Source organism: Allosphingosinicella sp. (genome assembly GCF_046295735.1).
In the GTDB taxonomy this organism is placed as follows: domain Bacteria; phylum Pseudomonadota; class Alphaproteobacteria; order Sphingomonadales; family Sphingomonadaceae; genus Allosphingosinicella.
In genome coordinates this window covers 245,471-270,884 of the sequence record NZ_JBKBMQ010000001.1, presented here as the reverse complement: position 1 = coordinate 270,884, position 25,414 = coordinate 245,471, and the positions used below count along the sequence as shown (strand labels likewise).

General features: G+C 70.5%; 24 protein-coding genes and 1 tRNA gene. 11 read left to right on the top strand and 14 right to left on the bottom strand.

Features of this window, described 5'->3' with window-relative positions; genetic code table 11:
- Positions 1-31: 31 nt before the first annotated feature.
- Positions 32-1,066, top strand: a complete 1,035-nt coding sequence (gene tsaD / locus ACK4K7_RS01275; RefSeq protein ID WP_431863323.1) for a tRNA (adenosine(37)-N6)-threonylcarbamoyltransferase complex transferase subunit TsaD — start codon at positions 32-34, stop codon at positions 1,064-1,066.
- Complete coding sequence (locus tag ACK4K7_RS01270; RefSeq protein ID WP_431863322.1) at positions 1,063-2,040, top strand: NAD(P)H-dependent glycerol-3-phosphate dehydrogenase; 978 nt, start codon at positions 1,063-1,065, stop codon at positions 2,038-2,040. The genes tsaD and ACK4K7_RS01270 overlap by 4 nt, the downstream gene beginning before the upstream one ends.
- Before the next feature lie 106 nt (positions 2,041-2,146).
- Here ACK4K7_RS01270 and ACK4K7_RS01265 read toward each other — a convergent pair whose 3' ends face one another.
- Positions 2,147-2,320 (bottom strand): DUF1674 domain-containing protein, encoded by a 174-nt coding sequence (locus ACK4K7_RS01265; protein WP_431863321.1) that lies wholly within the window; start codon positions 2,318-2,320, stop codon positions 2,147-2,149.
- Positions 2,321-2,388: 68 nt separating this feature from the next.
- On the opposite strand from ACK4K7_RS01265, the gene htpX reads away from it, so the two are divergent.
- The 4 genes from htpX to ACK4K7_RS01245 are packed head-to-tail and all read left to right on the top strand — an operon-like array spanning position 2,389 to position 7,052.
- Complete coding sequence (gene htpX / locus ACK4K7_RS01260; protein ID WP_431863320.1) at positions 2,389-3,339, top strand: zinc metalloprotease HtpX; 951 nt, start codon at positions 2,389-2,391, stop codon at positions 3,337-3,339.
- The gene (locus ACK4K7_RS01255; RefSeq protein WP_431863618.1) at positions 3,336-4,601 is read left to right on the top strand and encodes an RsmB/NOP family class I SAM-dependent RNA methyltransferase; all 1,266 of its coding nucleotides are present in this window, start codon (positions 3,336-3,338) and stop codon (positions 4,599-4,601) included. Before htpX ends, ACK4K7_RS01255 begins: the two co-directional genes overlap by 4 nt.
- 49 nt (positions 4,602-4,650) lie before the next feature.
- Complete coding sequence (gene rpe, locus ACK4K7_RS01250; RefSeq protein ID WP_431863319.1) at positions 4,651-5,313, top strand: ribulose-phosphate 3-epimerase; 663 nt, start codon at positions 4,651-4,653, stop codon at positions 5,311-5,313.
- Positions 5,310-7,052, top strand: coding sequence for a heparinase II/III family protein (locus ACK4K7_RS01245; RefSeq protein WP_431863318.1), 1,743 nt, complete (start codon positions 5,310-5,312; stop codon positions 7,050-7,052). Before rpe ends, ACK4K7_RS01245 begins: the two co-directional genes overlap by 4 nt.
- A gap of 58 nt (positions 7,053-7,110) precedes the next feature.
- Here ACK4K7_RS01245 and ACK4K7_RS01240 read toward each other — a convergent pair whose 3' ends face one another.
- From ACK4K7_RS01240 to ACK4K7_RS01225, 4 genes are all read right to left on the bottom strand, one after another.
- Positions 7,111-7,842, bottom strand: a complete 732-nt coding sequence (locus ACK4K7_RS01240) for an SDR family NAD(P)-dependent oxidoreductase (protein ID WP_431863317.1) — start codon at positions 7,840-7,842, stop codon at positions 7,111-7,113.
- A complete protein-coding gene (locus tag ACK4K7_RS01235) occupies positions 7,839-9,179 on the bottom strand; it encodes an FAD-binding protein (RefSeq protein WP_431863316.1) in 1,341 nt (446 codons plus the stop codon). Before ACK4K7_RS01235 ends, ACK4K7_RS01240 begins: the two co-directional genes overlap by 4 nt.
- Positions 9,176-10,114, bottom strand: a complete 939-nt coding sequence (locus tag ACK4K7_RS01230; protein WP_431863315.1) for a glycosyltransferase — start codon at positions 10,112-10,114, stop codon at positions 9,176-9,178. Before ACK4K7_RS01230 ends, ACK4K7_RS01235 begins: the two co-directional genes overlap by 4 nt.
- 66 nt (positions 10,115-10,180) lie before the next feature.
- A complete protein-coding gene (locus tag ACK4K7_RS01225; RefSeq protein ID WP_431863314.1) occupies positions 10,181-11,116 on the bottom strand; it encodes a lysylphosphatidylglycerol synthase transmembrane domain-containing protein in 936 nt (311 codons plus the stop codon).
- Between the two features lie 274 nt (positions 11,117-11,390).
- Between ACK4K7_RS01225 and ACK4K7_RS01220 the strand changes: the two genes are divergently transcribed.
- Positions 11,391-13,121 carry a hypothetical protein gene (locus ACK4K7_RS01220; RefSeq protein WP_431863313.1) on the top strand — a complete coding sequence of 577 codons (1,731 nt, stop codon included), beginning with the start codon at positions 11,391-11,393 and terminating at the stop codon, positions 13,119-13,121.
- An 80-nt stretch (positions 13,122-13,201) separates the two neighbouring features.
- Here ACK4K7_RS01220 and ACK4K7_RS01215 read toward each other — a convergent pair whose 3' ends face one another.
- Together ACK4K7_RS01215 and ACK4K7_RS01210 are read right to left on the bottom strand one after the other, a co-directional pair.
- Positions 13,202-13,516 (bottom strand): hypothetical protein, encoded by a 315-nt coding sequence (locus tag ACK4K7_RS01215; protein ID WP_431863312.1) that lies wholly within the window; start codon positions 13,514-13,516, stop codon positions 13,202-13,204.
- Positions 13,509-14,066: a hypothetical protein gene (locus tag ACK4K7_RS01210; RefSeq protein WP_431863311.1), complete on the bottom strand. Its 558-nt coding sequence runs from the start codon at positions 14,064-14,066 to the stop codon at positions 13,509-13,511. Before ACK4K7_RS01210 ends, ACK4K7_RS01215 begins: the two co-directional genes overlap by 8 nt.
- 200 nt (positions 14,067-14,266) lie before the next feature.
- Here ACK4K7_RS01210 and ACK4K7_RS01205 point away from each other — a divergent pair.
- Positions 14,267-14,340 (top strand) — tRNA-Gly (locus tag ACK4K7_RS01205).
- 161 nt (positions 14,341-14,501) lie between these two features.
- Here the strand turns inward: ACK4K7_RS01205 and ACK4K7_RS01200 are convergent.
- Positions 14,502-15,095 carry a hypothetical protein gene (locus tag ACK4K7_RS01200; RefSeq protein ID WP_431863310.1) on the bottom strand — a complete coding sequence of 198 codons (594 nt, stop codon included), beginning with the start codon at positions 15,093-15,095 and terminating at the stop codon, positions 14,502-14,504.
- 366 nt (positions 15,096-15,461) lie between these two features.
- Positions 15,462-16,091, bottom strand: a complete 630-nt coding sequence (locus tag ACK4K7_RS01195) for a PilZ domain-containing protein (protein WP_431863309.1) — start codon at positions 16,089-16,091, stop codon at positions 15,462-15,464.
- Between the two features lie 136 nt (positions 16,092-16,227).
- Here ACK4K7_RS01195 and nagZ point away from each other — a divergent pair, with 136 nt between their 5' ends.
- From nagZ to ACK4K7_RS01180, 3 genes are all read left to right on the top strand, one after another.
- Entirely contained in the window at positions 16,228-17,226 is a 999-nt protein-coding gene (nagZ, locus tag ACK4K7_RS01190; protein ID WP_431863308.1) for a beta-N-acetylhexosaminidase, read from the top strand.
- A gap of 61 nt (positions 17,227-17,287) precedes the next feature.
- A complete protein-coding gene (locus tag ACK4K7_RS01185; protein WP_431863306.1) occupies positions 17,288-17,932 on the top strand; it encodes a J domain-containing protein in 645 nt (214 codons plus the stop codon).
- Positions 17,933-18,018: 86 nt separating this feature from the next.
- Entirely contained in the window at positions 18,019-18,831 is an 813-nt protein-coding gene (locus ACK4K7_RS01180) for an ion transporter (RefSeq protein ID WP_431863305.1), read from the top strand.
- Between the two features lie 4 nt (positions 18,832-18,835).
- On the opposite strand, the gene ACK4K7_RS01175 is transcribed toward ACK4K7_RS01180, so the two are convergent.
- The 5 genes from ACK4K7_RS01175 to ACK4K7_RS01155 all read right to left on the bottom strand — a co-directional run bounded on the left by ACK4K7_RS01175 (position 18,836) and on the right by ACK4K7_RS01155 (position 25,393).
- Entirely contained in the window at positions 18,836-19,753 is a 918-nt protein-coding gene (locus tag ACK4K7_RS01175; RefSeq protein WP_431863304.1) for a YbgF trimerization domain-containing protein, read from the bottom strand.
- 70 nt (positions 19,754-19,823) lie between these two features.
- On the bottom strand, positions 19,824-20,678 hold the full coding sequence (locus ACK4K7_RS01170) for a helix-turn-helix domain-containing protein (RefSeq protein ID WP_431863303.1): 855 nt from the start codon (positions 20,676-20,678) through the stop codon (positions 19,824-19,826).
- A 92-nt stretch (positions 20,679-20,770) separates the two neighbouring features.
- Complete coding sequence (gene ptsP / locus ACK4K7_RS01165) at positions 20,771-23,044, bottom strand: phosphoenolpyruvate--protein phosphotransferase (protein ID WP_431863302.1); 2,274 nt, start codon at positions 23,042-23,044, stop codon at positions 20,771-20,773.
- 76 nt (positions 23,045-23,120) lie between these two features.
- Positions 23,121-24,155: an NAD(P)H-dependent flavin oxidoreductase gene (locus tag ACK4K7_RS01160; RefSeq protein WP_431863301.1), complete on the bottom strand. Its 1,035-nt coding sequence runs from the start codon at positions 24,153-24,155 to the stop codon at positions 23,121-23,123.
- Positions 24,152-25,393, bottom strand: a complete 1,242-nt coding sequence (locus ACK4K7_RS01155; RefSeq protein WP_431863300.1) for an aspartate kinase — start codon at positions 25,391-25,393, stop codon at positions 24,152-24,154. The genes ACK4K7_RS01160 and ACK4K7_RS01155 overlap by 4 nt, the downstream gene beginning before the upstream one ends.
- Positions 25,394-25,414: the final 21 nt, after the last annotated feature.

Here is a 25,414-nt window from a genome sequence, read left to right as displayed (position 1 = left end):
TAGCGGCTCAGGTGGTGGCAGGGAAGGCTGGATGACGCTGATCCTCGGCATAGAATCCTCGTGCGACGAAACGGCGGCGGCCCTGGTCGCGTCCGACCGGCGCATCCTGGCGCACAGGGTGGCGGGGCAGGAGACGGCGCACCGGCCGTTCGGCGGCGTCGTCCCGGAAATCGCCGCCCGCGCCCATGTCGAGATCCTGCCCGGCCTGATCGAACAGGTGCTGGCGGAGGCGGATCTGCGCCTCGCCGACGTCGACGCGATCGCCGCCACCGCCGGCCCGGGCCTGATCGGCGGCGTGATGGTGGGGCTGGTGACGGCGAAGGGGATGGCGCTCGCGTCCGGCAAGCCGCTGGTCGCGGTCAACCATCTCGAAGGCCATGCCCTCTCGCCGATGCTGACCGATCCGGATCTCGCCTTTCCCTATCTGCTGCTGCTCGTGTCGGGCGGCCATTGCCAGCTGCTCGCGGTCGACGGGGTCGGCCGCTACCGGCGGCTGGCGACCACCATCGACGACGCCGCCGGCGAGGCGTTCGACAAGAGCGCGAAGCTGCTCGGCCTCGGCTTTCCGGGCGGTCCGGCGGTGGAAGCGGCGGCGCGGTCGGGCGATCCGCGCGCCGTGAAGCTGCCGCGGCCGCTGGTCGGATCGGCCGAGCCGCATTTCTCCTTCGCGGGCCTCAAGAGCGCCGTGCTGCGGGCGCGCGATTCCGGGCTGTATCGCGCCGAGGACATCGCCGCTTCCTTTCAGCAGGCGGTGGTCGATTGCCTGGTCGACCGCACCGCCCGCGCCATCCTCCGGGTGCCGGAGGCGACGGCCCTGGTGGTGGCGGGCGGCGTCGCGGCCAACCAGGCGGTGCGCGGCGCGCTCACCGGCCTGGCGGATGCGCACGGCCTGCCCTTCGTCGCGCCGCCTTTGTGGCTGTGCACCGACAATGCGGCGATGATCGCCTGGGCCGGCGCGCTGCGGTTCGAGGCGGGGCTGACGGACGGGCTCGACGCGCCGGCGCGGGCGCGCTGGCCGCTCGATCCGGATGCGGAAAAGGCGCGCGGCGCGGGGGTGAAGGCATGAGGATCGGGGTGATCGGCGGCGGCGCCTGGGGCACGGCGCTGGCGCAGGTGGCGGCGGCGGGCGGCGAGGCGCTGCTCTGGGCGCGCGAGCCCGAAGTCGCGGAGACGGTGAACGCGGCCCATGAAAACCGCCTGTTCCTGCCCGGCGTCCCGCTCAATCCGAAGCTTCGCGCCACGTCGGACCTCGCCGATCTTCAGGGCTGCGACGCCTGGCTCGTCGTGACGCCCGCCCAGCATATGGGGGCCGTGCTCGCCGGCCTCGACGCGGGCGGTCGCCCGCTGGTCCTGTGCTCCAAGGGGATCGAGGAAGCGAGCGGGCGGCTGATGCACGAAGTCGCCGCCGAAGCGCAGCCGGGCGCGCCGATCGCGGTCCTGTCCGGCCCGACCTTCGCGCACGAGGTCGCCGCCGGCCTGCCCGCGGCGGTGACGCTGGCGGTGGAGGACGCCGCGGTCGGCGACGCGCTGGTCCGGCGGCTCGCCCGCCCCAATTTCCGGCCCTATCTCAGCGACGACGTCGCCGGGGCCGAAGTCGGCGGCGCGGTCAAGAACGTGCTCGCCATCGCCTGCGGCGTGGTCGACGGGCGCGGGCTCGGCCTCAACGCCCGGGCGGCGCTCATCTCGCGCGGCTTCGCGGAGATGACCCGCTTCGGCCTTGCCAAGGGCGCGCGCGCCGAGACGCTGGCCGGGCTCGCCGGGCTCGGCGACCTCGTCCTCACCTGTTCGTCCACCAACAGCCGCAATTTCAGCCTGGGCGTCGGCATCGGCCAGGGCCGCCGCGCCGCCGATCTCCTCGCCGACCGCCGCACCGTCGCGGAAGGCGCCTTCACCGCGCCCGTGCTGAAGCGCGCCGCCGACGCGCTCGGCGTCGACATGCCGATCGTCGCCGCCGTCTGCGCCCTGCTGGGTGGAGAGGCCTCGGTTGACGAGGTCATCGAAGCCCTCCTCTCCCGCCCGCTGCGCGGCGAAGGCGTTTAGCCCCACCCGTCATCGCGAGGAGCGCAGCGACGCGGCGATCCACGGGCGTTGGCGCGGCTCCGAAGCATGGATTGCCGCGCCCGTCCGGATCGCAATGACCGGAACGTCAAAAGTCCCAGGCGATGCCCTTATTCTCCCAGTCGCCGTAGCGGGTGGGTTCGCGGCCCTTGGGGCCGCCGGACTCGGCCACGTCGGCCGGGCCCGGGTCGGGTTGCGGGACCGGCGGGCTTTTCGACAGGTGGGCGGGCGGGGCGAGGTGCGGGGGGCGGCGGCCGGGCATGAGGGTTTTCCGTTTGAAAAAAGGGGGCGACGCACCCACATTTCGGGTCTGGAGGATGTGAAGGCAAGATGGGCAACTGGCTGAAGACGACCATGCTGCTGGCGGCGATGACCGCCTTGTTCATGGGCCTGGGCTATACGATCGGCGGCAGCGGCGGCGCGGCGATCGCTTTGCTGTTCGCCGCCGGCATGAACCTGTTCACCTTCTGGAACGCGGACAAGATCGTGCTGAAGATGCACGGCGCCAAGGAAGTGGACGAACGCTCCGCGCCCCTGCTCGTGGGCATGGTGCGCGACCTCGCCCGCCGCGCGGCGCTGCCGATGCCGAAAGTCTATCTGATCGATTCCCCGCACCCCAACGCCTTCGCCACCGGGCGCAACCCGGACAATGCGGCGGTGGCGGCGACCACGGGCCTGCTCGGCATCCTCGACAAGGAGGAAGTGGCGGCGGTGATGGCGCACGAGCTCGCCCATGTGAAGAATCGCGACACGCTGATCATGACGATGACGGCGACCATCGCCGGCGCGATCTCGATGCTCGCCAATTTCGCCTTGTTCTTCCGCGGCGGTGACAATCGCGGCAACATGATCGCGACGCTGGCGGCGGTGTTCATCGCGCCGTTCGCGGCGATGATCGTGCAGATGGCGATCAGCCGCACCCGCGAATATAGCGCCGACCGCGCCGGCGCCGAGATCCACGGCAATCCGCGCGCGCTCGCCTCCGCGCTCGCGAAGCTGGCGCAGGGCGCCGCGCGGGTGCCCAATCCGGTGGCGGCGCGCAACCCGGCCGCCTCGGCGCTCTACATCGTGCCGGGCGCGCGGACCGGGCGCGACAATCTCTTCTCCACCCATCCCGATACCGGCAACCGCATCGCCGCGCTCGAGGCGCTGGCCGACGAGATGGGCCTCGGCTCGCCGCCGCCGGTGGTGGACGGCGGCCGACCGACCGTGCTCCCGACCGCCGTGCCGAAGAGCCGCCGCGGCGCCAGCGCGCTCGATCCGCACGGCCGCCGCCGCTGACCCGCGCCGATCCCCCCGGTACGGCCGCGCGGCGCGCGGCCCTGCGCCTGCTCGACGCGGTGCTGCGAAAGGGCCTGCCGCTCGAGGCGGCGCTCGACACGGCGGCGCGCGACCTCGATCGCGGCGACGATCGCGCCTTCGCCCATGCCATCGCCGCCGAAGCGCTGCGGCGGCTGCCCGATCTCGACGCCCTGATCGACGGCGCCACCCGGCAGAACCTGCCCCATGACGCCAAGGCGCGCTTCGCGCTGCGCATCGCTCTGGTCCAGGCGCTGGCCCTCGGCACGCCGCCGCACGCCGCGATCTCGACCGTGCTGCCGCTGGTCGACGGCGGCCCGCGCAAGCTGGTCCACGGCGTGTTCGGCGCGCTGATGCGCGGCGGCGCGCGCCTGCCCGACGTGCCCACCCTGCCGGACCCGGTGGCGCGGCGCTGGGAGAAAGCGTGGGGGCCGGACGCGGTCGCCGCCGCCGCGCGCCTGATCGCCGCGCCGCCGCCGCTCGACCTTGCCGGCGATCCGCCGGGCGACGCGGAGGGCTTCAGCCTGATGCCGGGCCATTTGCGGCTGCCGCGCCGCACCCAGGTGGCGGGCCTCACCGGCTATGGCGAGGGGGCGGCGGACGGCAGCGGGCGCTGGTGGGTGCAGGACATCGCCGCCGCCCTTCCCGCCCGCCTGCTCGGCCCCGGCGAGGGGCGCGCCGCGCTCGATCTGTGCGCCGCGCCCGGCGGCAAGACGATGCAGCTCGCCGCCGCCGGCTGGCGGGTGACGGCGCTCGATCTGTCCGAAAGTCGTCTGGCGCGACTCCGCGAAAACCTGGTCCGCACCGGCCTCGAGGCGGAGGTGGTCGCGGCGGACCTGATGCGCTGGGCGCCCGGCCGCCCGTTCGACGCCGTGCTGCTCGACGCGCCCTGCTCGGCGACCGGCATCTTCCGCCGCCATCCGGACGTGCTCCACCGCGTGCGCCCCGCCGCCATCGCCGAACTCGCCGAGGCGCAGAAGGCGATGCTGGCGCGCGCCGCGGCCTGGCTGAAGCCCGGCGGGACGCTCGTCTATTCGGTCTGCTCGCTGGAGCCGGAGGAAGGCGAACGGGTGGCCGACGCCGCCCCCGCCGATCTCGCGCCCGCGCCGATCGCGCCGGACCTGCTGCCCGCCGGCCTCGTCCCCGACGGGCATCGCCTGCGCATCCTGCCGGGCGCGCTGGAGGCCGAAGGCGGGGCGGACAGCTTCTTCATGGCGCGCTTCGTCCGAAAAAGCGGGGGATAAGGGGCCGCCTTTCCTTGCCCCCCGACTCGGCGGGGGTTAATGATTCGGCGTGCAGCAGCCCGTCCGCATTTCCCCGTCCATCCTGTCCGCCGATTTCGCGCGTCTCGGCGAGGAAGTGCGCGCGATCGACGCGGCCGGCGCCGACTGGATCCATGTCGACGTCATGGACGGCCATTTCGTGCCCAACATCACCATCGGCCCCGCCGTCGTGAAGGCGCTGCGCCCGCACAGCGCCAAGCCGTTCGACGTCCATCTGATGATCTCGCCGGTCGATTCCTTCCTGGAGGCGTTCGCGGAGGCCGGGGCCGACATCATCACCGTCCATCCCGAAGCCGGCCCGCATCTCCACCGCACGCTCCAGCGCATCAAGGCGCTCGGCAAGAAGGCCGGCGTGTCGCTCAACCCCGCGACTCCCGCCAAGATGCTCGATTACGTGCTGGAGGAGGTCGATCTCGTCCTGGTGATGAGCGTCAATCCCGGCTTCGGCGGGCAGAGCTTCATCGAGAGCCAGCTGCGCAAGGTGGAGGCGATCCGCAAGCAGATCGAAAGGATCGGCAAGCCGATCGACCTCGAAGTGGACGGCGGCGTCGATCAGTCGAACGCGGCGCGGGTGATCGCGGCCGGCGCCGACGCTCTGGTCGCCGGCACCGCCACCTTCAAGGGCGGCCCGGCCGCTTATGCGGACAATATCCGGGGGCTGCGCGGCGCATGAGCCTCCTCGAACGGATCGACGCCACCGGCCGCGAGGACGAGATCGAGCCGGGCAAGCGCCTGATCCGGGCGGGCGACGACCGCGGCATGTCGCTCGGCGAGCGTCTGTCCTACCGGCTCCACCGGCTCGCATGGAAGACGCCGTTCCACGCGCTGCGGCTGCGCGGCAAGTTCCCGCTGAAGCTGCTCGCCGTGCCGAAGGACCCGATCGCCGGCGACAAGGCGGCGGGCGAGGCGCTGCTCGGCGGCGCCTTCGTCCATCCCAGCCATTCCGCGCTGCTCGACCAGCTCGATTTCAACGATCCCGCGCTTCCGCCCGACGCGTCGGACCATCTCCAGAGCTTCGCCTGGCTGCGCGATCTCGCCGCGGCGGCGACCCGCGAGCGGGGGGCCAAGCTCGCCGAAGGCCTGATGCAGCGCTGGCTCCTGTGCTACGCCGATCAGGTGAGCGAGCGCGCCTGGCGGGCGGACCTGTGGGGCCGGCGCATCCTGTTCTGGACCGCTTACGCGCCCTACATCCTGTCGAGCCCCGACCTCGTCCACCGTTCGGCGGTGCTGAACACGCTGGCGCGCGGCGCCCGCCATCTCGAGCGCGGCGCCGACAAGGCCCCGCCGGGCCTCGCCCGCATCGCCGCCTGGAGCGGCGTCATCGCCGCCGCCTTGGTGGTGCAGGGCGGGCCGGCGCGGCTCAAGACCGGCGAGGCCGGCCTCGCCCGCGCGCTCGCCACCTCGCTGCACGAGGATGGCGGGCTCACCAGCCGCTCGCCGTTCGAGCAGCTCCAGCTGGTCGAGCTGCTGAGCCAGCTGCGCGCCGTCTATATCGCCGGCGGACGGGAGATGCCCGAAGCCACCGCCGACGCGCTCGCCGCCGCGGTCGCGGCGCTGCTCGCGGTGACGCTCGGCGACGAGGCGCTGTCGAGCTGGCAGGGCGGCAACCCCGTCTCGCGCCGCCGGGTGATCGCAGCCTGCGAAGGCTCGGGAGTCACCACCCGGCCGCTCCGCCACGCGCGCGGTTGGGGCTATCAGAGGATCGCGGCCAAGCAGGCGATCGTCGTGCTCGACGCGGCGCCGCCGCCGCCGGCGCGGGCGATGACCGGCGGCTGCGCCTCGACCTTGGCTTTCGAATTCAGCGACGGGCCGCACCGCATCGTCGTCAATTGCGGCGGCGTGGGCGCGGCCAAGGCGGCGCTGCCGGCGGAGCTCGTGCACGGCCTGCGCACCACCGCCGCCCATTCGACGCTGACGCTGGGCGACCGCAATTCCACCGCGATCCACGAGGACGGATCGCTCGGCAAGGGGGTCGCCGAGGTCGAGCTGGCGCGCGACGAGAGCGGCGGCGTGCCGCGCATCGAGGCGAGCCATGACGGCTATCTGCGGCGCTTCGGGCTCGTCCACCAGCGGCGGCTGAGCCTGTCGGCCGACGGCCGCGCGCTGGAGGGGGACGACGTGCTCATTCCCTCCGGGCGGCGGCGCAAGGCGGCCGGCCTCGCCTTCGCGGCGCGCTTCCACCTCCATCCCTCGGTCGAAGTCACCACCACCGCCGACGGCCAGGGCGCCTTGCTCCGCGTCCGCGGCGGCGCGGTCTGGCAGTTCCGCTGCCGCGGCGGCCGGCTGGCGGTGGAGGACAGTTTGTGGGTGGACGGCGACGCGCGCCCCCACGCCGCCCTCCAGCTCGTCGTCGCCGGCGAAACCCCGCCCGACGGCATCACCATCTCCTGGACCTTCAAACGCGCCGCCTGAAATAGGGACAGTCCCTATTTATTGCCCGGTGGGGCCGGCGGCGCGAACGCCGTCGTCACTAGAATTGCATCCGCGAGAAGAGCGGCCAGGGCAGGCAGCGCAGCGCGGCCGCCACCAGCGCCCAGTAGCGGGGCAGGAAACGGCTCCCGAAATCCCGCGCGCCGTCGTTCAGGACGGAGCGCGCCGCGCGGCGGGCCGGCATCGGCGGGAAGAGCTGCGTCTTGCCGAAGCTCTGGCCGCTGGCGATGTAGCCGACGACGTAGAATTGCCCCGTGCACTTCTCCGGCGCCAAAGCGTGCCGCAGCCCTTCGAAATAGGTGGAGAGCGCCGCCTTGGCCGCGGCATATTGCACGTTCCGGTTGCGCGCGCGGACGGCGGCGATCGATCCGAAGCCCACGACCCGCCCGCCGCCCGGCGCCATCAGCGGCCGGACGAGCTCGACGGCCGCGACCACCGCCGCATAGTTGACCTGCCAGACGGGCTGGAGGACCCGCGCCGCCTCGCCGATCCGGTCCTCGTCGGACGCCGCCCCCATCGGCAGGAACAGGTCGGTGACCGGCCCCACGCCCTCCAAGCCGCGCGCCAGCCCCTCGCGGAACGCGGCCGGGTCGCGCGCGTCGACCGCGATGGGCAGCGCCTTCACGCCGTGCAGCAGGCGAAGGTGGGCCGCCAGCCGCGCGCAATCTTCCATGTGGCCGGCGACGATCACCACGTCGCGCCCGCGCGCGGCGAGCTCCTCGCACAAGGCGCGGCCCAGGCCCGAACTCGCGCCCACCACCACCGCCGTCACAGTTGCAGCCTTTCCGACAAGGACGAGCGGATGCGCCGCCGGGGATCGAAGCGGAGCAGCTCGGCGCGGAACGCCTCATGGCCCGGATAGCAGGCCCGGGCGACGTCGGCCGGCAGGCGGCTGTCCTTGGCGATGTTGGGCTTGCCGCCGAGCTCCATGACGACGGCGTCGATGTCGGCCATCAGCGCCGCCCCGCCGCGGCCGCGCGGGAAGTTGAAGGCGATTGCGATGCCCTCTCCGGCGAAGCGCAGGAACCGCCCCTCTCCGCCGAACGCCTTGGCCGAGCACAAGGCGATCGCCACGCCGCGCTTCGCGGCGCCGCGCCTGACCCGCTCGACGAACGCGACGGCTCGGTCGGGCGGGACCAGCGCCTGATATTCGTGAAAGCCCTTCCGGCCGTAGAGCGAGAAATAGATTTCCGATCCGTGGATCGGGAACAGGGCGTCGATCATGCCGATCGGCCGCGCTTCCCGGAAGCGGCGCGTCTTCCACTTGTAGGCGGCGTTCAGCAGCGGGAGGCTCGCCCGGTTGTAGAAGCCGACCGGCGAGCGCCGCCGGCTCGCGGCGGGCAAGGGCGGCGGCTCCGATCCCTGGCCGGGCGCGTAGGGCGGCGCGTCGGGATCGGCGGCCGCGGAGAAGATGAAGTGGGTGCCCCGCTTGGACGAAAGGTCGTGCCAGGAATAAGCGAAGTCGGCGGTCCGCACCGCGCGGCGCAGGTCGTCGAACGCCTCCGCAAGGCTGTCGAAGGCGCGGCGGGTGAGCCTCAGGCCCGGCGATTCCAGCGCCCGCGCCGCCAGGGTCACGGTCAGCACATGGCCGGTCAGGCCATAGGCGCCGCAGGTCAGCGCCAGCAGATCGGCGTTCGAGTCGCGGCTGAGCGTCAGAAGGCCGTGATCGGGATGCAGCAGCGTCAGCCCCCGCACCTGGGCGGAGAAGGTGCCGTCGCGCCAGGGATTCTTGCCGTGGACGTCGGCCGCCACGCAGCCGCCGATCGTGATCCGGCCGTGCCCCGGATGGCAGGGGAGATAGAAGCCGCGGGAGAGCAGGAAGTGCTGGCAGGTCCACAGGTCGGCGCCCGCCTCCACCGTCAGCTCGCCGGTCCGCTCGTCGAAGGCGAGGATGCGGTTGTAATAAGCATGCTCGATGCTGACCGCCCCGGCGCCGAACGAGGCGGCGGCGTAGGAAAGCCCGGCGCCCCGCGAAATCGCCGCCGGCATCGCCCGCCAGTCCCGCTCGCTCCAGAAGCGCAGCTTGTCGGGACGCGCGACCTCCACGCTGCTGCGCTCGCCGCCGTCGAAGCTGACCAGCGTGTCGCGACAGGTCTGGAAGGGCGTCACCAGGCGGGGTCGCCGGGCGGGAGGCGGCTGAGCCGGCGCTGGATGTGCGCGTTGGGACGCGCCAGCCCGTTCTTGTAGGTGCGCGCGACGTACATCGCGATGAAGGCGATGCTCGTCCCGATGAAGCCCACCGACAGGAGGAATGCCGCCAGCGCCCACCAGGCGCTCGCCTTCACCACCGCCAGCACGCCGAACAGCGTGACCAGCAGCAACCACAGCGGCAGCAGATAGACCGGAAGCCGGAGCGGCAGGGTCGTGGAGGCGAGGATGCCCGCCATCGCGAACACCGTCATGCCCACCAGATTGTAGTTGGTCGTGCCCGCGATCCGGTTCTGGCGGACATAAGGAAGGCCGACCCGGTTATAGCCGACCCGCGCCAGGCCGGACCGCACGAACGGGAAGGAATTGTTCTCCGAAAGCGCGCTGTCGCGCACTTCCCGGGTGAACATCGAGAATTCCGCCATCAGGAACAGGGATTCCTCGTCCGACATGCCGTTCAGGACCCGGTAGAACATGCGCCGCATCTGCTTGATGTGGCTGGGCTCCGGACGGTCGGTGCGGATGCCGTAAACGAGGTCGAAGCCCTGCTCGATCTTCTCGGCGAAGCGCAGCAGCATCTCCGGCGGATCCTCGCAATCGACGTCGATGAACGCGTAGAGGTCGCTGGCGACGGTGCGGATGCCGGTCTCGAGCGACTTCTGGTAGCCGACGTTGCGGCTCATCCGGATGACGTAGATGTCGTCCCGGTCCTCCATCAGCCCCTGGATCACCGCGTTGCTCGCATCGGTGGAATGATTGTCCAGGAAGACGAGCCGGACGTCGTACCTCTCCTGCAACGCGGTGATCACCGGCGCGGCGCGGTCCATGAACAGCGGGATCACCGCTTCCTCATTATAGACCGGGCAGAGGATGCTGAGCGTCTTCATCACGTGCATGTCCAGGAAAGATGGGTCGGCGTCATTCTAGTCTCCGGGCCGGGGAGCGTCGAGGCGGCGGCGGGCTCAGGGGTCGCGGCTGCCGAACAGCCAGAACGGGACCCAGATGATGCCGAGCAACCCGACGACGATCTGGCCGACCCCGTGCAGGACGGCGATCAGCACCGCTTCGGTCGCGCCGACGCCGATCAGCGCCAGGCCGGTCACCGCCGCGCCTTCGCGCACGCCCCAGCCCGCGAAGGACAAGGGGAAGGCGCTCGCCAGGATGATCAGCGTCATCAGCATGTACAATTCCCGGCTGATCTCCATCCCCAGCGCGGCGGCGAGGAAGCAGAAGCTCTGGACCAGCAGCAGATGGACCAGCAGCGCCTTGGCGAGGATCGGCGCCGTCCATCTCGGCGAAGTCAGCGCTTCGCGCAGCCCGCTCAGCCCCCAGGCGACCGGCCGCAGCACGGCGAACCGCTCTTTGAGCCGCTCCGCGTGCGGCGCGGCGACGGCGATGAGGACGATCGCGGTCAGCAGCAGCCCGCCGACGACGGCGAGGATCAGGCCGCCGCGCGGAATCGCCGGCTGGCCCGAGACGAGCGCGACCAGCAGCGAGATGGCGGCCACCCCGATGATGAACAGGAGGCCGATCGCCCGGTCGACGAGCACCGTCCTCGCCGCGCCGGTCCAGGGCCATCCGTGCCGCGACATGGCGAGCACGCGCACCCCGTCGCCGCCCAGATTGGTCGGCAGGATCTGGTTGAACAGCTGGCCCACCAGGCCCAGCGACAGAGCGTTCCTGTAGGACATGTCGAGCCTCAGCGCCGCGCAGACGTCATGCCACCGCAGCATGGAAATGACGAACTGGCAGGCGAGCGCGATCAGCGACAGAGTCAGCCAGAACGGATCGGCCGTCATCAGCTTCAGCCGCATCTCGTGGATGTCGACGAAGCTGATCACCAGCAGCAACAGCAGCACGCTGACCGCGATCTTCAGGACCAGCATGACGGTTTTCACAACGCGGCTCCGTCCTCCGCTGTCGCCGCCGAGGGCCGAGAGGCTGCAAAAAAGGAGTGTCGACCCGGCCCGCGGCAGGTGTCGGCGACGCCTCTAGGGCATGTGCGCGCCTGAAAGCAACCGCTTTGGCGAGCCCTCCGCGCCGCCCGCCCCCCGGCCGCGCCGCTTGCCCGCCACCGCGCCCTCGTCTAGGCGGCCACCGAATCCCGGACCCCGCCGCGAGGGAAGAAAAGCTTCGCGGCAGGGCCGCGCACTGTCTGGAGACGATCGGCCAATGCTGACACGGGCGAAGCAAGCCAAGGCACGCCTCGACGACTATCTGTCGGCCGCCGGCAAACCCTTGTCGACGACCTGGATCGTCCTGCTGGCGCTCGCCAGCGGCGCGGTCTTCCTGCTCCTGATGAATATGGAAGTCGGCATCTACGACGAGGCGCTCGTCCTGCAGGGCGCGGTCCAGGTCGGCGCGGGGCAGGTGCCGCACCGGGACTTCTTCTGGATCTACGGTCCGATGCAGCTTTGGGTCGTGTCCGGCCTGTTCTCCGTTTTCGGGGAATCGGTCGCCGTCGCCCGCATTTACGACATCGCTGTCCGGGTCGGGATTGTGCTGCTGAGCGGTCTCGCCGCGCGCCGCATGGGCCTGCGCCCGAGCCTCGTCGTCGCCGTGATGGCGATCCAGGCCGCCGTCTTCGTCGCCGCCCGCTTCTTCCTCTATCCGGTCTACCCGTCTATCCTGTGCGCGCTGGCCGGCACCTTGCTCCTCTTCCATGATGGCGCGATGCGGGACGCCAGGGCGGGCCGCACGGTCGCCGCCGGCATGCTAACGGGGGTCACCGCTCTCTTCCGCTACGACATCGGATTCTTCCTGCTCGCCGCCCATGTCCTGGCGCTCGCCTTCATCGCCTATGCCGAACGCGCGCCGTTCCGCCTGCTGGCGCGGCAGGTCTTCGTCTACGGCGTCGGCATTTCCATCGTCTTCCTGCCGGTGGCCGCCGCCGCTCTGGCGGTCGGCGCGATCCCCGGCTTCTTCCACGACATCGTCGCCTTCCCGCCGGCCAACTATGCCCGCATGCGCAGCCTGCCATGGCCGGTGCCGGGCCCTTCCCTGTCCTCCCTGCTGCCGCTCATCGTATACGTGCCCTTCCTCGCCGCGGCCCTGGGCCTCGCCTGGCTGCTCGGCACGAAGCCGCGCGGGCCGGGCCGCGCCGGGTTCGGCGCCGGCGCCGCTCTGGCCGTCGCCTTGCTGCTGATGATCGGGCTGTTCGCATTGAAGGGCATCGTCCGCGTCTCCTTCATTCACTCGGTGTTGGCGCTGATACCGGCGATGATCCTGCTGGTGTTCCTGGCGAGCCGGACCGCCGGCCGCAAGCTGCAGCTGCCGACGCTCGCCGTCCTCGGCGCGGCGTCGCTGCTGATCCTGGCGAGCGGGCTCTCGGCGCTGAGGGCGGACGCACGCTCCGGGTTCGAGGCGGCGTTTCCGTCCCAGGTCCTGCGCGGCCCGCCCGCCGCCCTCCGCGACGAACGCTGCGCCGCACGGGTCGATCTCGGCCTCGGCGTCGTCAGCGCCGACACCTATCGCGCCGCCTGTTTCCTCGCCGCTCACAGCCGCCCCGACGAGCCGGTCTTCGTCGGCGCCGCGCGGCACGACCGGATCTACATCAACAATGTCGCGCTCTATTTCTTCAGCGGCCGGCGCCCGGCGACCAATTGGTACCATCTGGAACCGGGGCTCCAGACCACGGAGGAGGTCCAGAGGGACATCGTCGCCGACCTCATCGCCAACGACGTGCGCTGGGTCCTGCTCGACAGCATCTATGCGGACGTCGAGGAGCCGAACGAAAGCGCGATCAGCTCCGGCGTGTGCCTGCTCGACCGCTTCATCGCCGACCGCTATGGCGAGGTCGCCCGTTTCGGCACCGTCGCCGTCCTGATGCGCCGCGAAGGCCTCGCACCGTCGCGCGGCCTCCCCGCTTCATGCGAGCCGGCCCCGGAAGAAACCCCCGCCTAGCTCCCTCTCCAAAAAAAAGGGACAGTCCCCATTTTCCGGGCGAGCTGGAAAAATGGGGACTGTCCCTGATTTTGCGCCGGTCAGCGGACGCTGTTCGTCGCTTCGTCGACGGCGTTGGGGACGCCGCTCTGGCGGTCGGTCTGGTTGACCGCCTGATCGACCTGCCCGGGGGCGGACTCGAACGTCAGATTGGCCGTCGCCGGATCCGCGCCCGCGCCGGGCTGCGCCGCGCCGGTCTGGGCGGTTCCGGTCTCCTGGCCGGTGCCCTGGCCCGTCTCCGCCGCGCCGTTCGCCTGGCCGCCGTCGCCGCCGCAGCCGGCGAGCAGCGCGACCGCGAAGGCCGCGCCGGCCGCCGCCGCCATTCTCCGCGGCCCGTTCCCGCGCCGGTCACGCATGGGATTCGGCTCCCGCGTCCGCGCTCTGCCCGCCGGCGGCGCGCAGCACCGCGCGGCTGGCGGCATAAGCGGACGGATCGGACGAGGTGTCGACCGCGACGAAGATGCCGCCGGCCTTCACTTCCTTCTCATAATATTCGGCATGCTCGCGATCGAGGCCGTAATCGACCAGCGCCCCGGTGAGGCCGCCCGCCGCCGCGCCGAGCGCGCCGCTCACCACCGCCGCCGAGCCGGCCGCGCCGAGCGTCTGCGCCAGCGCGCCGCCCGCGATGAACGGGCCGATGCCGGGAATGGCGAGCGCGCCGATGCCGGCGATCGCGCCCAGCACGCCGCCGGCGGCGAGACCCTTCGCCGCGCCCGTCGCCTTGTTGTCGCCATGGTCGTGCACCTCGGTGCGGTGGCCGGCGCCGTCGCGCGTCTCCGTGGTCCCGTCGTGCAGCCGGATGGTGGAGATGGCGTCGTCCGGGACGCCGGCCTCGCGCAGCTCGCGGATCGCCCGCTCGGCCTGGTCGGAATCGCGGAATACGGCGGCCGCTATATTGTTTCGCATGATCGTCTCCCTCTTGTGTCCATGCCCTGCCAACGATGCGCGGCCCGCTTTGTTCGGGGGGACTGGCGGCGATAGGCAACGGTTGGCCTCACCGGGGCGATGCGGCGCGGGGAAAGATCGGGCGGCGGGGCCCCGTCTATGTTGACGGCGCCGCCCTTCAGGTGGCAGTGAGCCAGGCGGACCGGCCGAGCGCCGGGATCGCGGGTATAGCTCAATGGTAGAGCACTAGCCTTCCAAGCTTGTGATGCGGGTTCGATTCCCGCTACCCGCTCCACCTTCCCTTCTATCCAGCCGGCAGAGTCCGAGAAGTGCATCGCGTGAGGCACGGGTCGGCACATCGCCTTGGGGGCAGTCTCATCTCGTAAAACGGAAGCGGGATCGCTCTGCTCCGAGCAACCGGGTTCAAGCGCTGCTAGGTTGAAACGCCCTTCCGTCTCATGAAGTGAGCGCCTCCCGCCATTTACGGATGATCTCCTCGGAAGGCATCACGTGTTTGGGGTAGACATCATCGTTCCAGTCCCGTTCCCGAAGCTGCTGGAGGTTTCGTTCTGCATCGGCAGACGAAACAACGGTTTGAACGTGAACGCCGTCTCTAAGGATCTTGTATAGTCTTGCATGCATCAATCTTGTTCTTTTGATTTCGTACCTTCGATCGTGCCATGACTTCCAAGCGGCATTCATTCCTTCCGCGTACTTTATCCCACGCTCCAAGGTGGCCCTGACGTTTGCGCGCTCTCTCCGATCGATCATTCGAGCGCGTTCTTGAAGGACGAGAATGTAGGTCGAGAGCGCCACCATGTAACCTGCGTGGCCCGCAAGTGAGAACAACTCCAAACGACTGACCACATCTGAAGCGGCTCGGGTCGATAGATGAAGCCTGTCTACGCCCCGAGGAGCAGCGTGATAGTGCGCCATTTCTGTCTGCAGCGTCTTCAAATCGGCGGAAATGAGGCGGAGCTCGTTCTCCGCAATCTCGGCGCGGACGACGGATCGAACTTCAGAGACGATCGCCCTTATCAGTTTTTCCAAATCGATCTTATTGGATGAAGACCCGGAGACCCTTCGGGAAGAGAAAGGCCGCTTCGGCGGTCTGGGCACCTGAGGCAGCCCCCTAGACCTGCTTTGGTCTGTTGGCTTCACCACTCCCTCGCATCTGTCAGTAAGAGTTAAACAGGCTTGTCGCTCAGGGGTAAAAGCTTCCGATCGGGGGGAGCGTTAAAGCGTCAGTGGTAGAATGCCGACTGTAAAGCCTGAAATTCTATCTTGGGCCCGGGAGACTGCCAGCCTTTCGATCGAAGAAGCGGCGCAACGTCGGCATCAAGGATGCGCGCCCGGGATAAGGGGCGGAGAAGCCCGCGCGAAGCGGCGCTTCGCGGCGCGAAAGCGGGCCGTCCGTCAGGCCTTGCGGGATTTCAGCCAGGCGGCGAGTTCGCCGAAGGGGATCACCTGGTTGAAGCGGATGCCGGCGATGCCGTCCGCGCGCCAGCGCACCACGCCGCTCAGCGGGCGGAAATGGTCGAAGGCGAGCACCACTTCGGTGCCGGGCTCGAGCGGCTGGTCGGTCTCCACCTTGGCGCCGCCCTGCGAGATGTCGATCGCCGACACCCAGTGGAGCCTGGCGCCCGCGCGCAGCGTCGCCATCCGGTCGATCTCGACGCGCGGCATGCGCGGCCGCCAGCCATTTTCCAGCACCGGCGGGTTGGTCAGCAATTCGGCGACGTCGGCCGGGCGGTCGAAGGCGATGCCGACATAGGGCTCGCGGGTCCAGGAGACGGCGCCCTCGATCTGCTGGTTGGTCTTGAGCTCGACGGCGACGCGGCGGCCGGGCAGCAGCGGCGAGAGGACATGCGCCATCAGCCCGCCGGCCGAAATGTTGCGCACGAGGCACAGCTCGCGGTGGCCGTCCACGATCAGCGTTCCGACGCGCAGGATGGTAAGATAGCGCTTGTCGCGGCGCCGCTCGTGCGGCTCCGGGCCTGGCAATGTCTCGGTCGAGCTTTCGCGCGGCTGCATGATCTTCCCCATCGCCCACGGGGAAATCGCCTTCCCCACCTCCCTCGGGCAGCGTCGTTGTAGCAGAAGAACGGTTTAAGAAGCGGTTACGCCGCGATTGGGGAAAGCCGCTGACGGCGGGCGGCGGCCTCTGCTACAGGGAGCCCCTATGCTTCCCGTCATCTTCGGCCTGTCCGGCCCGGTCCTGACCGCCGACGAATGCGCCTTCTTCCGCGCCGCCGATCCGGCCGGCTACATCCTCTTCGCCCGCAACTGCCGCGATCCGGAGCAGCTTCGCGCCCTCACCGACACGCTGCGCGACCTGTCCGGCCGCGCCGGGCTCCTCCTCCTGGTCGATCAGGAAGGCGGGCGGGTGGCGCGGCTCGGGCCGCCGGCGTGGCCCGCTTTTCCCGCCCCGGCGCGCTTCGGAGCGCTCTACGCCCACGCGCCGATGACGGCGATCGAAGCGGCCCGGCTCAACGCCATGGCGATGGGGGCGACGCTCCGCGGCTCGGGGCTGAACGTCGCCTGCGCGCCGGTGCTCGACCTTGCGGGCGGCCACGACGTGATCGGCGACCGCGCCTTCGGCGCCGATCCGGTGGCGGCCGCGTCGCTCGGCCGGGCGGTGCTGGACGGGTTGGCGGCGGCGGGCGTCGCGGGCGTGATGAAGCACATGCCCGGCCATGGCCGGGCGACGGCGGACAGCCATGGCGAGCTGCCGCGCGTCGCCGCCGCCGCAGAGGCGATGGCGGCCGATCTCCTCCCCTTCCGGCGGCTGGCGGCGCGGGCGCGGATCGGCATGGTCGCCCATGTCGCTTATGCCAGTTGGGACGCGGCGCGGCCCGCCAGCCTGTCGGCGGCGGTGATCGAGCAGGTGATTCGCGGCGCGATCGGATTCGACGGCCTGCTCCTCTCCGACGATATCGGCATGGGCGCGCTGTCCGGCACCCCGGCCGAGCGCGCCCGGGGCGTGCTGGCGGCGGGCTGCGATCTCGCCCTCCACTGTTCCGGCCGGCTGGACGAGGCAGAGGCGATCGCCGTCGCGCTGCCGCCGATCGGGCCGGAGGCGGCGGCGCGGCTCGGAGCGGCGTCGGTCCCGGACGCCGAGGCGCTGCCGCCTCTCGGCGAGCTTCTGTCCCGGCGCGACGCATTGCTGGCGGCGCCCTGAGCGGCGCTGCGCATTTCCTGGCTGGAAAATCCTTGCCGTCTCGGCCATTACCGGAGCTGCGATGAGCAAGCACGGCGGGACCAGCCTGTACGATGTGCTCGGCGTCACTCCGGGCGCCGAAGAGGTGGTGATCGAGGCCGCCTATCGCGCGCTGATGAAGAAATATCATCCCGACCAGGCGGGCGACGGACAGGCCGGCCGCGCCGCCACCCGCATCAACGCCGCTTATGCCGTGCTGAAGGATCCCACCCGCCGCGCCGACTACGACCACAGGATGTGGCTGGCGGCGCAGGGCCAGATCCGCGAGGCCTGGTCCCCGCCGCCGCGCCGCTTCGCGCTCGGCATGGCGGCCTGGACCGGGTGGGCGGCGGCTTTGGTGCTCGGCCTCGCGCTGATCGCGGTGGCGTCCGGCCGGCTCGCCGCGATCGCTCCGCCCGGGTTGGCGGTCGAGGTGGAGGAGATGGCGGAATCGCCGCCGAGCGCGGCCGAGGCCTTCTTCGCCCGCGCCGGCGCCGCGATCGGCCTCGCCGGAGCGCCGCCCGCCCAGGCCGCGGTGCCGCCGCCCGCTCCCGTCCTCGCCGTGCCGGAGCCGCCCAAGGCGGCGCCGCGTGCCATGCCGCGCCCGGCCGCCGCGCCGCGCGCCGCACCGCCCGGCGACATCTCGGGCGACCGCGAGTTCCGGGAACGGGAAGGCTATATCTACTGATCCGCCCCGCCCTTCTTGAAGCGGGCCGAGCCCCTCCCTAATCAGCGTGACGACGGGGAACGACCAAAGCCGGAGCCACGACAGCGATGAACAATCCAATGCCCGACGCCGGCGCGGCCGGGCGCACGCTACGGGCGCGCGTCCAGCGGCTGGTCGAAAGCGCGCGATTCCAGAATTTCATCATCGCCGTCATCCTCGTCAACGCGGTGGTAATCGGCTTCGAAACCTCGCCCGCCGCGATGGCCAGGGCCGGCGCGTTCCTGATGCTCCTCGACCGGATCGCGCTCGGCATCTTCGTGGTGGAGATCGGGCTGAAGCTGTTCGCCTACGGCTGGCGCTTCTTCCGCGGCGGCTGGAACTGGTTCGATTTCATCATCGTCGCCATCGCGCTGATGCCGGCGGGCGGCGGGCTGGCCGTGCTGCGCGCGCTCCGTATCCTGAGGGCGATGCGGCTCATCTCGGTCGTTCCGTCGATGCGCAAGGTGGTCGAAGGGCTGCTGCGCGCGATCCCGGCGATGGGATCGGTGGTGCTGCTGCTCGCGCTCGTCTTCTACGTGTCGTCCGTCATCGCGACGAAGCTGTTCGGCCCCGCTTTCCCCGAATGGTTCGGCTCGATCGGCGCCTCGCTCTACTCGCTCTTCCAGATCATGACGCTGGAAAGCTGGTCGATGGGCATCGTGCGGCCGGTGATGGAAGTGGAACCGAACGCCTGGCTGTTCTTCGTGCCCTTCATCCTCGTCACTTCCTTCATGGTGCTGAACCTGTTCATCGCGATCATCGTGACCGCGATGACGGAAGGGGAGGAGCCGCCCTCGCCCTTGCCGATCAAGGAACTGACGCAGGAGATGGCGGCGCTCCGGGCCGAAATCGCCGAACTCCGCGCGGCCCGCGGCCGCTAGCTACTCAGTTCGTGCAGCGGGCGTTGCGGCGGGCTTCGGGCAGGCGCTGGCGCAGCCAGTCGCGCATGTTCGGATAGACTTCCTGCAGCTCGTCATAGACGCGGCAGGCCTCGGGCCGGCGGCCGAGCTGGACCAGCGCCTGGCCGAGGAAGAACAGGCTGTCGGCGGCGCGCTCGCCGCGCGGATTGTCCTGATAATTGGCGAGCAGGATGCGCGCGGCGGTGGCGGGCTTGTTGTCGTCCAGATAGGCGCGGCCGGCGAGATTGCGCGACCAGCTTGCCCAGCGGCTGTTGGGATGGGCCGCGGCGGCCGCTTCCAGCGCCTGCTGCGCCTCCTGGAACCGGCGCTGCTCCCACAGGCGATAGCCGGCATTATAGGCCTCCTGCGCCGGATCGGCGGCCGGCGTGGCGGCGGTGCCGGCGGCCGGCGCGTTCGCCGCGGGCGTGTTCGTGGCGGACGTGTTGGTGGCCGGGCGCGGGGCAGGGCTCTGTCCGCCGGCCGCGGGCGGCGCGGCGACCGGTGCCTGGGCGACCGGCGCGGCGGCGGCGCGCTCGGCCGCGCTCAGCCGGCTTTCGGTGTCGCGCTGGAAGCGGCTCAGCGCCTCTTCGAGCTGGCGGATGCGATGGCTGTTCTCTTCGGTCTGTCCGGTCAGCGTGCGCAGCTGCGCCTCGAGCGCGTCGACGCGGGCATTGAGCGCGGACAAAGCGTTGCCGGTCGCGCCGCCCGGCTGCAGCGGCTGCTGCTGCTCCGGCCGGATCTCGGGCTCCACCACCGCTCCGGCGCCTCCGGGGAAGACGCGGCGCTGCACGGCGCGCATTTCCTGCTCCAGCCGGTCGATCCGACGTTCCACCGCCGGCGACTGGGCAACGGCCGGCGCCGCCGTCCCGGCAAGCAGGACCAAGGCAAGAAGATGAAAACGCATGACTTATCCCCGCGAATGGCTCTCCCGTCCCTTCTATTAGGAAGGGTGGGCTGTCGCCAGCATTAAGCGTTTACTGCGCCGGCGCGGCGCCCTGCGCGCGGGCGATCAGATCCTCGGGCAAGAGGCTGACATTGCCGACCGGGCGTCCGCCGGGGCCGAGCTGCGGGATCTGCGTCTGCCCGACGCGCACCTGCAGCGCCTCCGGAGCGCCGACGCGCAGCACCGGCCGCTGCGCCTCCGCCGGCACCTGCAAAGTCTCGCCGGCCGCGAGCGTGCGCTCCACCAGGGTGCGGCCGCCTTCATCGGAGATGCGCAGCCACACCGGGGCGGTCGCGTTCAGCGTGACGGTGCGGTCCTGGCCCAATACGGGGCCGGCGGGCGCCGCCGGCTCGGGCGCCTGCGCGGCGGGATCGACGGGAGCGGGGGCCTCGGCGACCGGGACGCCCTCGTCCGGAAGCGCGCCGACATTGCTTCGGAAGATCAGATAGGCGCCGACCAGCAGCGCCGCGATCAGGACGGCGGTGACGATCAGCCAGCGCGGCGGCACCCGCGCCGGATCGGCCGGCTCGTAATATTCGGGCGGGACGGTGGGCTTCGGCCCCGCGCCCAGCTGGTCGCGCAGCTCGAGGCCGATGCGCGCGCCGTCGAGGCCGACGGCATTGGCATAGGCCCGCGCGAAACCGACGCTGTAGGTGATCGCCGGGAGCGCCTGCCAGTTGCCGTCTTCGATATGGAGGAGGTGGCGGGTGGGAATGCGGGTCTGGGCGGCGACCTCGTCGATCGTCATCCCCTTCGCCTCGCGCGCGCGGCGCAGCCGCTCGCCGATCGGAACGGCGTCGCCCGGCACCGGTCCCTCGTTCAGTTCCGCCATCGAAGCAACATCCCCCAGCGCGTCATGATATTCGGGCCGCAATCCTTCGGTCATTCGTCCTCGCGCCCGCTTTGGGCCATGTCATAGCAGCGCGCCGCCAATGTCAACCGCGGCTCCCCTCGGCAACCGCCGGGCCGCGAATAGGTTCAGCCTATCGATATGCCGTTCTTTTCCGCCCATGAGCCGAGTTGCGCGCGCAGCTCTCCGTTCGGCGCGTCGAGCAGGCGGTCGAGCTCCGCCATCACCGCGCGCCGGTCCAGCGAGCGAATCATCGCCTTGATCGGGCCGACCGCGACCGGCGTGATCGACAGGCGGCGGATGCCGATCCCGATCAGCGCCATCGCCTCCAGAGTCCGGCCGCCCATTTCCCCGCAAATGCCGATCGGCACTTCATGGGCATGAGCCTCGCGGACGATGCGGCGCAGGAAGCGCAGGATGGCGGGCGACAGCCAGTCGTAGCGTTCGGCGAGCTTGGGGTTCGACCGGTCGGCGGCGAACAGGAACTGGGTGAGGTCGTTGGTGCCGATCGACAGGAAGTCGAGGCGCGGCAGCAGGACGTCGAGCACTTCGGCCAGGGCCGGCACCTCCAGCATCGCCCCGTAGCGGACCTGGCTCGGCAGCAGCTTGCGCCGCTCGGCCAGCCATTGCCGCTGGCTCTCGAACAAAGCCTTGGCCTCGTCGAACTCCCAGGGCTCGGAGATCATCGGGAACATGACGTTGAGCTCGCGCCCCGCCGCCGCCTCCAGCAGCGCCCGCGCCTGCACCTTCATCAGCCCGTCGCGCTCCAGCGCCAGGCGCAGCGCGCGCCAGCCCATCGCCGGATTCTCGTCGTTCGCCTCGTCCGCCTTGATGTAGGGCAGCACCTTGTCGCCGCCGATATCGACGGTGCGGAAGATGACCGGCTTGTCGCCCGCGGCTTCCAGCACCGAGCGGTAGAGGCGGAACTGGCTGTCCTTGCGCGGCAGCGCCGCAGACACCAGGAACTGGAATTCGGTGCGGAACAGGCCGATGCCGTCGGCGCCGGTGACGTCGAGCGCCGCCACGTCGTCGCGCAGGCCCGCATTCACCATCAAGGTGATGCGCTCGCCGTCGCGCGTGACGGGCGCGGCGTCGCGGAGCGCCGCATATTCGGCCCGCCGCTTCTGGCTGACGAGCAGCTTGGCCTCGAACGCTTCCTCCATCGGCGGGGTCGGCCGGACGAAGGCGACGCCTTCGCCCCCGTCGAGGAGCAGCGCGTCGCCTTCGCCGATCCGGCGCCGGATGTCGCGCACCCGGCCGAGCATCGGCACGCCCATCGCCCGGGCGACGATGGTGACGTGGGCGGTCAGCGACCCTTCCTCCAGGATCACGCCCTTGAGCTTGCGGCGGTCATATTCAAGGAGCTCGGCGGGTCCGAGATTGCGGGCGATGAGGATCGCATCGTGCGGCAGGCCTGTCTGTGCCGCCGTGCCGAGCTGGCCGGAGACGATGCGCAGCAGCCGGTTGGCGAGATCGTCGAGGTCGTGCATCCGCTCCTGCAGCAGCGGATCGTCGATCTGGCGCATCCGCATCGCGGTGCGCTGGCGGACGCGCTCGATCGCCGCCTCGGCGGTGAGGCCGCTGTCGATCGCCTCGTTGATGCGCCGCGACCAGCCCTCATCGTACGCGAACATCTTGTAGGTCTCGAGAATCTCCTGATGCTCGCCGCCCACGCCGAATTCGGCGAGGTTGGTCATCTGGTCGATCTGCTCGCGCATCTTGCGGAAGGCGGAATAGACGCGGTGGCGCTCCGCCTCGATGTCCTCCGCCACCGTATGCTCGATGACGATGCGGGGCTGATGGAACACCGCCTGGCCGCGGCCCATGCCGGTCACCAGCTTCAGCCCGTTGAGCCGCAGCGCGCCGGATTCGCTCTTCGACAGCGCGGCGGCGCCGGCATCGTCGACCAGGCCGGCGCCGGCGATCAGCTCGGAGAGCACCATCGCCACCGTCTGCAGCGCCTCGATCTCCAGCTCGTCATAGGCGCGCGGATCGGCATGCTGGACGCACAGGACGCCGATCGCCCGCTCCCGCCGGACGATGGGCACGCCGGCGAAGCTGTGGAACAGCTCCTCGCCCGTCTCGGGCCGATAGGCGAATTCGGGATGGCGGCTCGCCTCGTCGAGGTTCAGCACCGCCACCTGCTCGGCGATGGTGCCGACCAGGCCCTCGCCGAGCGCGAGCTTGGTGACATGGACGGCGCTCTGGTTGAGCCCGACCGTCGCGAACAGCTCCAGCGCGCCGTCGCGCAGCAGGTAGATGGAGCAGACCTCGCTCGACATCGCCTCGGCGATGATGCGCACCACCCGGTTGAGCTTCGCCTGCGCGCCCGATTTGGCGGCCATGACGTCGTGAAGCCCGGTCAGGATCTCGCGAGCGGATGCGGCGGAACTGGTCGGCATGGCCGCTGCCTAACAGATGGGAGGCGGCGGGGGCCACTGCGAAAATGAAGCGAGGGCAGCGCCTGAAAAGACGAGCCTAGCCCGCGCGCCGCTCCAGCGCCTGCGCCGCCTGGTCGACCAGTTCCTGGATGATGTCGGCGGTGGCCTGTTCCTGCTTCACCATGCCGACCGACTGGCCGGCCATAACGGAGCCGGTTTCGACGTCGCCGTCGATCACGGCGCGGCGCAGCGCGCCGGCCCAATAATGTTCGATCTGGAGCTGCGCCTCCGCCATTTCGACCTGGCCGCCGTCGAGCAGGCCGGCGACTTCGCGCTGCTTGGCGGCGAACGCCTCCATCTCGCGGTTCTTGAGCGCGCGGACCGGGATCACCGGAAGGCGCGGATCGACCTGGACGCTGGTGACGGCATCGCGGGCCGAGGCGCGAATGAACGCCTTCTTGAAATTGGGATGGGCGATGCATTCGTGGGCGCAGACGAAGCGGGTGCCGAGCTGCACGCCCGCCGCGCCCATTTCGAGATAGCCGGCGATGAGGCCGCCGCGGCCGATCCCGCCGGCGACGAACACCGGGATGTCGGCCGCCACGTCGGGCAGGATTTCCTGCGCGAGCACCGAGGTCGAGACCGGGCCGATATGACCGCCCGCCTCCATCCCCTCGATCACCAGCGCGTCGACGCCGGAGCGGATCAGCTTCTTCGCCAGCGCCAGCGCGGGCGCGAAGCAGATGAGCTTCGCGCCGGTCGCCTTGATCCGGTCGATCGACCCCGCCGGCGGAAGGCCGCCCGCCAGCACGATATGGCCGACGCCATGGCGGCCGCACACGTCGATCAGATCGGACAGCTGCGGGTGCATGGTGATGAGGTTGACGCCGAACGGGCGATCGGTGCGCGCCCTTGTCTCGGCGATCTCGGTGTCGAGCAACTCGGGCGTCATCGCTCCGCAGGCGATCACGCCGAACCCGCCGGCATTGGAGATGGCGGAGACGAGGTTGCGCTCCGAGATCCAGCTCATCGCCCCGCCCATGACGGCGACCTCGCAGCCGAGGAACCCGGCCCCGCGGCCCATCAGCCGGCGGAGGCGGTCGTGGCCGGTCGTGTCCTTCCAGACGCTCATTCCGCCGCCTCCGCGTCGAGGCCGTAGGTGGTGTGGAGGACGCGCACGGCGAGTTCGGTATATTCCTCCGGGATCAGCACGCTGACTTTGATCTCCGAAGTGGTGATGGCGATGATGTTGATGCCGCGCCCCGCCAACGCCTTGAACATCTGGGCGGCGATGCCGGCGTTGGAGCGCATGCCGACGCCGACCGCGCTCACCTTCACGACGTCGGTGTCGGTCAATATCTCCTGGAAACCGACCTCCTCCCGGACCCCTTCAAGCAGCGCCTTGGAATGGGCGAGGCTGGCGGTCGGGACGGTGAAGGTGAGGTCGGAGCGCTCGCCGGCGCGCGGCACCGACTGGACGATCATGTCGACATTGACGTTCGCCTCGGCCAGCGGCGCGAAAATCGCGGCCACCGACCCGGGCCGGTCGGGCACGCCGGTCAGCGTGATCCGCGCCTCGTTCTTGTCGTAGGCGATGCCGGTGATGAGCTGGCGTTCCATCTTGTAATCCTCGATCCGGTCGTCGCCGACGACCATGGTGCCGGGCCGGTCCTCGAAGGAGGAGAGGACCTGAATGGGCATGTTGTAGCGCATGGCGAGCCCGACCGAGCGGGTCTGGAGGACCTTGGCGCCGACCGAGGCGAGCTCCAGCATCTCCTCATACGTGATGGCGGAAAGCTTGCGCGCGCGCGGCACGATGCGGGGGTCGGTGGTGTAGACGCCGTCGACGTCGGTATAGATGTCGCAGCGGTCGGCCTTCATCGCGGCGGCCAGCGCGACCGCAGAGGTGTCCGATCCGCCACGGCCGAGCGTCGCGACGCTGCCGTCGGCGGCGACGCCCTGGAAGCCGGGGATGACGGCGATCCCGCTTTCGCCGAACACGCGTTCCAGCACGTCGACGTCGATGCCGTCGATCAGCGCCGAGGCATGGGCGGCGGTGGTCCGGATCGGGAGTTGCCAGCCCATGTAAGAACGGGCGTTGAGCCCCATGCCCTGCAGCGTGATGGCGAGGAGGCCGCTCGTCACCTGCTCGCCGCTCGCCACCACGACGTCATATTCGCGCGGGTCGTAGAGCGAGGCGGCCTCGCGGCACAGCTGGACCAGCCGGTCGGTCTCGCCGGCCATCGCCGACACGACGACGGCGACCTGGTTGCCGCGCTCGGCTTCGCGCTTCACCAGATTGGCGACGTGGCGGATGCGCTCGATCCCCGCCATCGACGTGCCGCCGAACTTCATCACGATGCGGAGCATAAGCGCGGGGAACCTGTCCGA

Coding starts and splice junctions, on each gene's coding strand:
- ACK4K7_RS01160 (WP_431863301.1), bottom strand. CDS start 24,155: ATGAGCGTCTGGAAGGACACGACCGGCCACGACCGCCTCCGCCGGCTG.
- ACK4K7_RS01155 (WP_431863300.1), bottom strand. CDS start 25,393: ATGCTCCGCATCGTGATGAAGTTCGGCGGCACGTCGATGGCGGGGATC.
- ACK4K7_RS01270 (WP_431863322.1), top strand. CDS start 1,063: ATGAGGATCGGGGTGATCGGCGGCGGCGCCTGGGGCACGGCGCTGGCG.
- ACK4K7_RS01175 (WP_431863304.1), bottom strand. CDS start 19,753: ATGCGTTTTCATCTTCTTGCCTTGGTCCTGCTTGCCGGGACGGCGGCG.
- ACK4K7_RS01195 (WP_431863309.1), bottom strand. CDS start 16,091: ATGGGGAAGATCATGCAGCCGCGCGAAAGCTCGACCGAGACATTGCCA.
- ACK4K7_RS01185 (WP_431863306.1), top strand. CDS start 17,288: ATGAGCAAGCACGGCGGGACCAGCCTGTACGATGTGCTCGGCGTCACT.
- nagZ (WP_431863308.1), top strand. CDS start 16,228: ATGCTTCCCGTCATCTTCGGCCTGTCCGGCCCGGTCCTGACCGCCGAC.
- ptsP (WP_431863302.1), bottom strand. CDS start 23,044: ATGCCGACCAGTTCCGCCGCATCCGCTCGCGAGATCCTGACCGGGCTT.
- tsaD (WP_431863323.1), top strand. CDS start 32: ATGACGCTGATCCTCGGCATAGAATCCTCGTGCGACGAAACGGCGGCG.
- ACK4K7_RS01215 (WP_431863312.1), bottom strand. CDS start 13,516: ATGCGTGACCGGCGCGGGAACGGGCCGCGGAGAATGGCGGCGGCGGCC.
- ACK4K7_RS01230 (WP_431863315.1), bottom strand. CDS start 10,114: ATGCACGTGATGAAGACGCTCAGCATCCTCTGCCCGGTCTATAATGAG.
- ACK4K7_RS01265 (WP_431863321.1), bottom strand. CDS start 2,320: ATGCCCGGCCGCCGCCCCCCGCACCTCGCCCCGCCCGCCCACCTGTCG.
- ACK4K7_RS01210 (WP_431863311.1), bottom strand. CDS start 14,066: ATGCGAAACAATATAGCGGCCGCCGTATTCCGCGATTCCGACCAGGCC.
- ACK4K7_RS01220 (WP_431863313.1), top strand. CDS start 11,391: ATGCTGACACGGGCGAAGCAAGCCAAGGCACGCCTCGACGACTATCTG.
- ACK4K7_RS01245 (WP_431863318.1), top strand. CDS start 5,310: ATGAGCCTCCTCGAACGGATCGACGCCACCGGCCGCGAGGACGAGATC.
- ACK4K7_RS01170 (WP_431863303.1), bottom strand. CDS start 20,678: ATGACCGAAGGATTGCGGCCCGAATATCATGACGCGCTGGGGGATGTT.
- htpX (WP_431863320.1), top strand. CDS start 2,389: ATGGGCAACTGGCTGAAGACGACCATGCTGCTGGCGGCGATGACCGCC.
- ACK4K7_RS01180 (WP_431863305.1), top strand. CDS start 18,019: ATGAACAATCCAATGCCCGACGCCGGCGCGGCCGGGCGCACGCTACGG.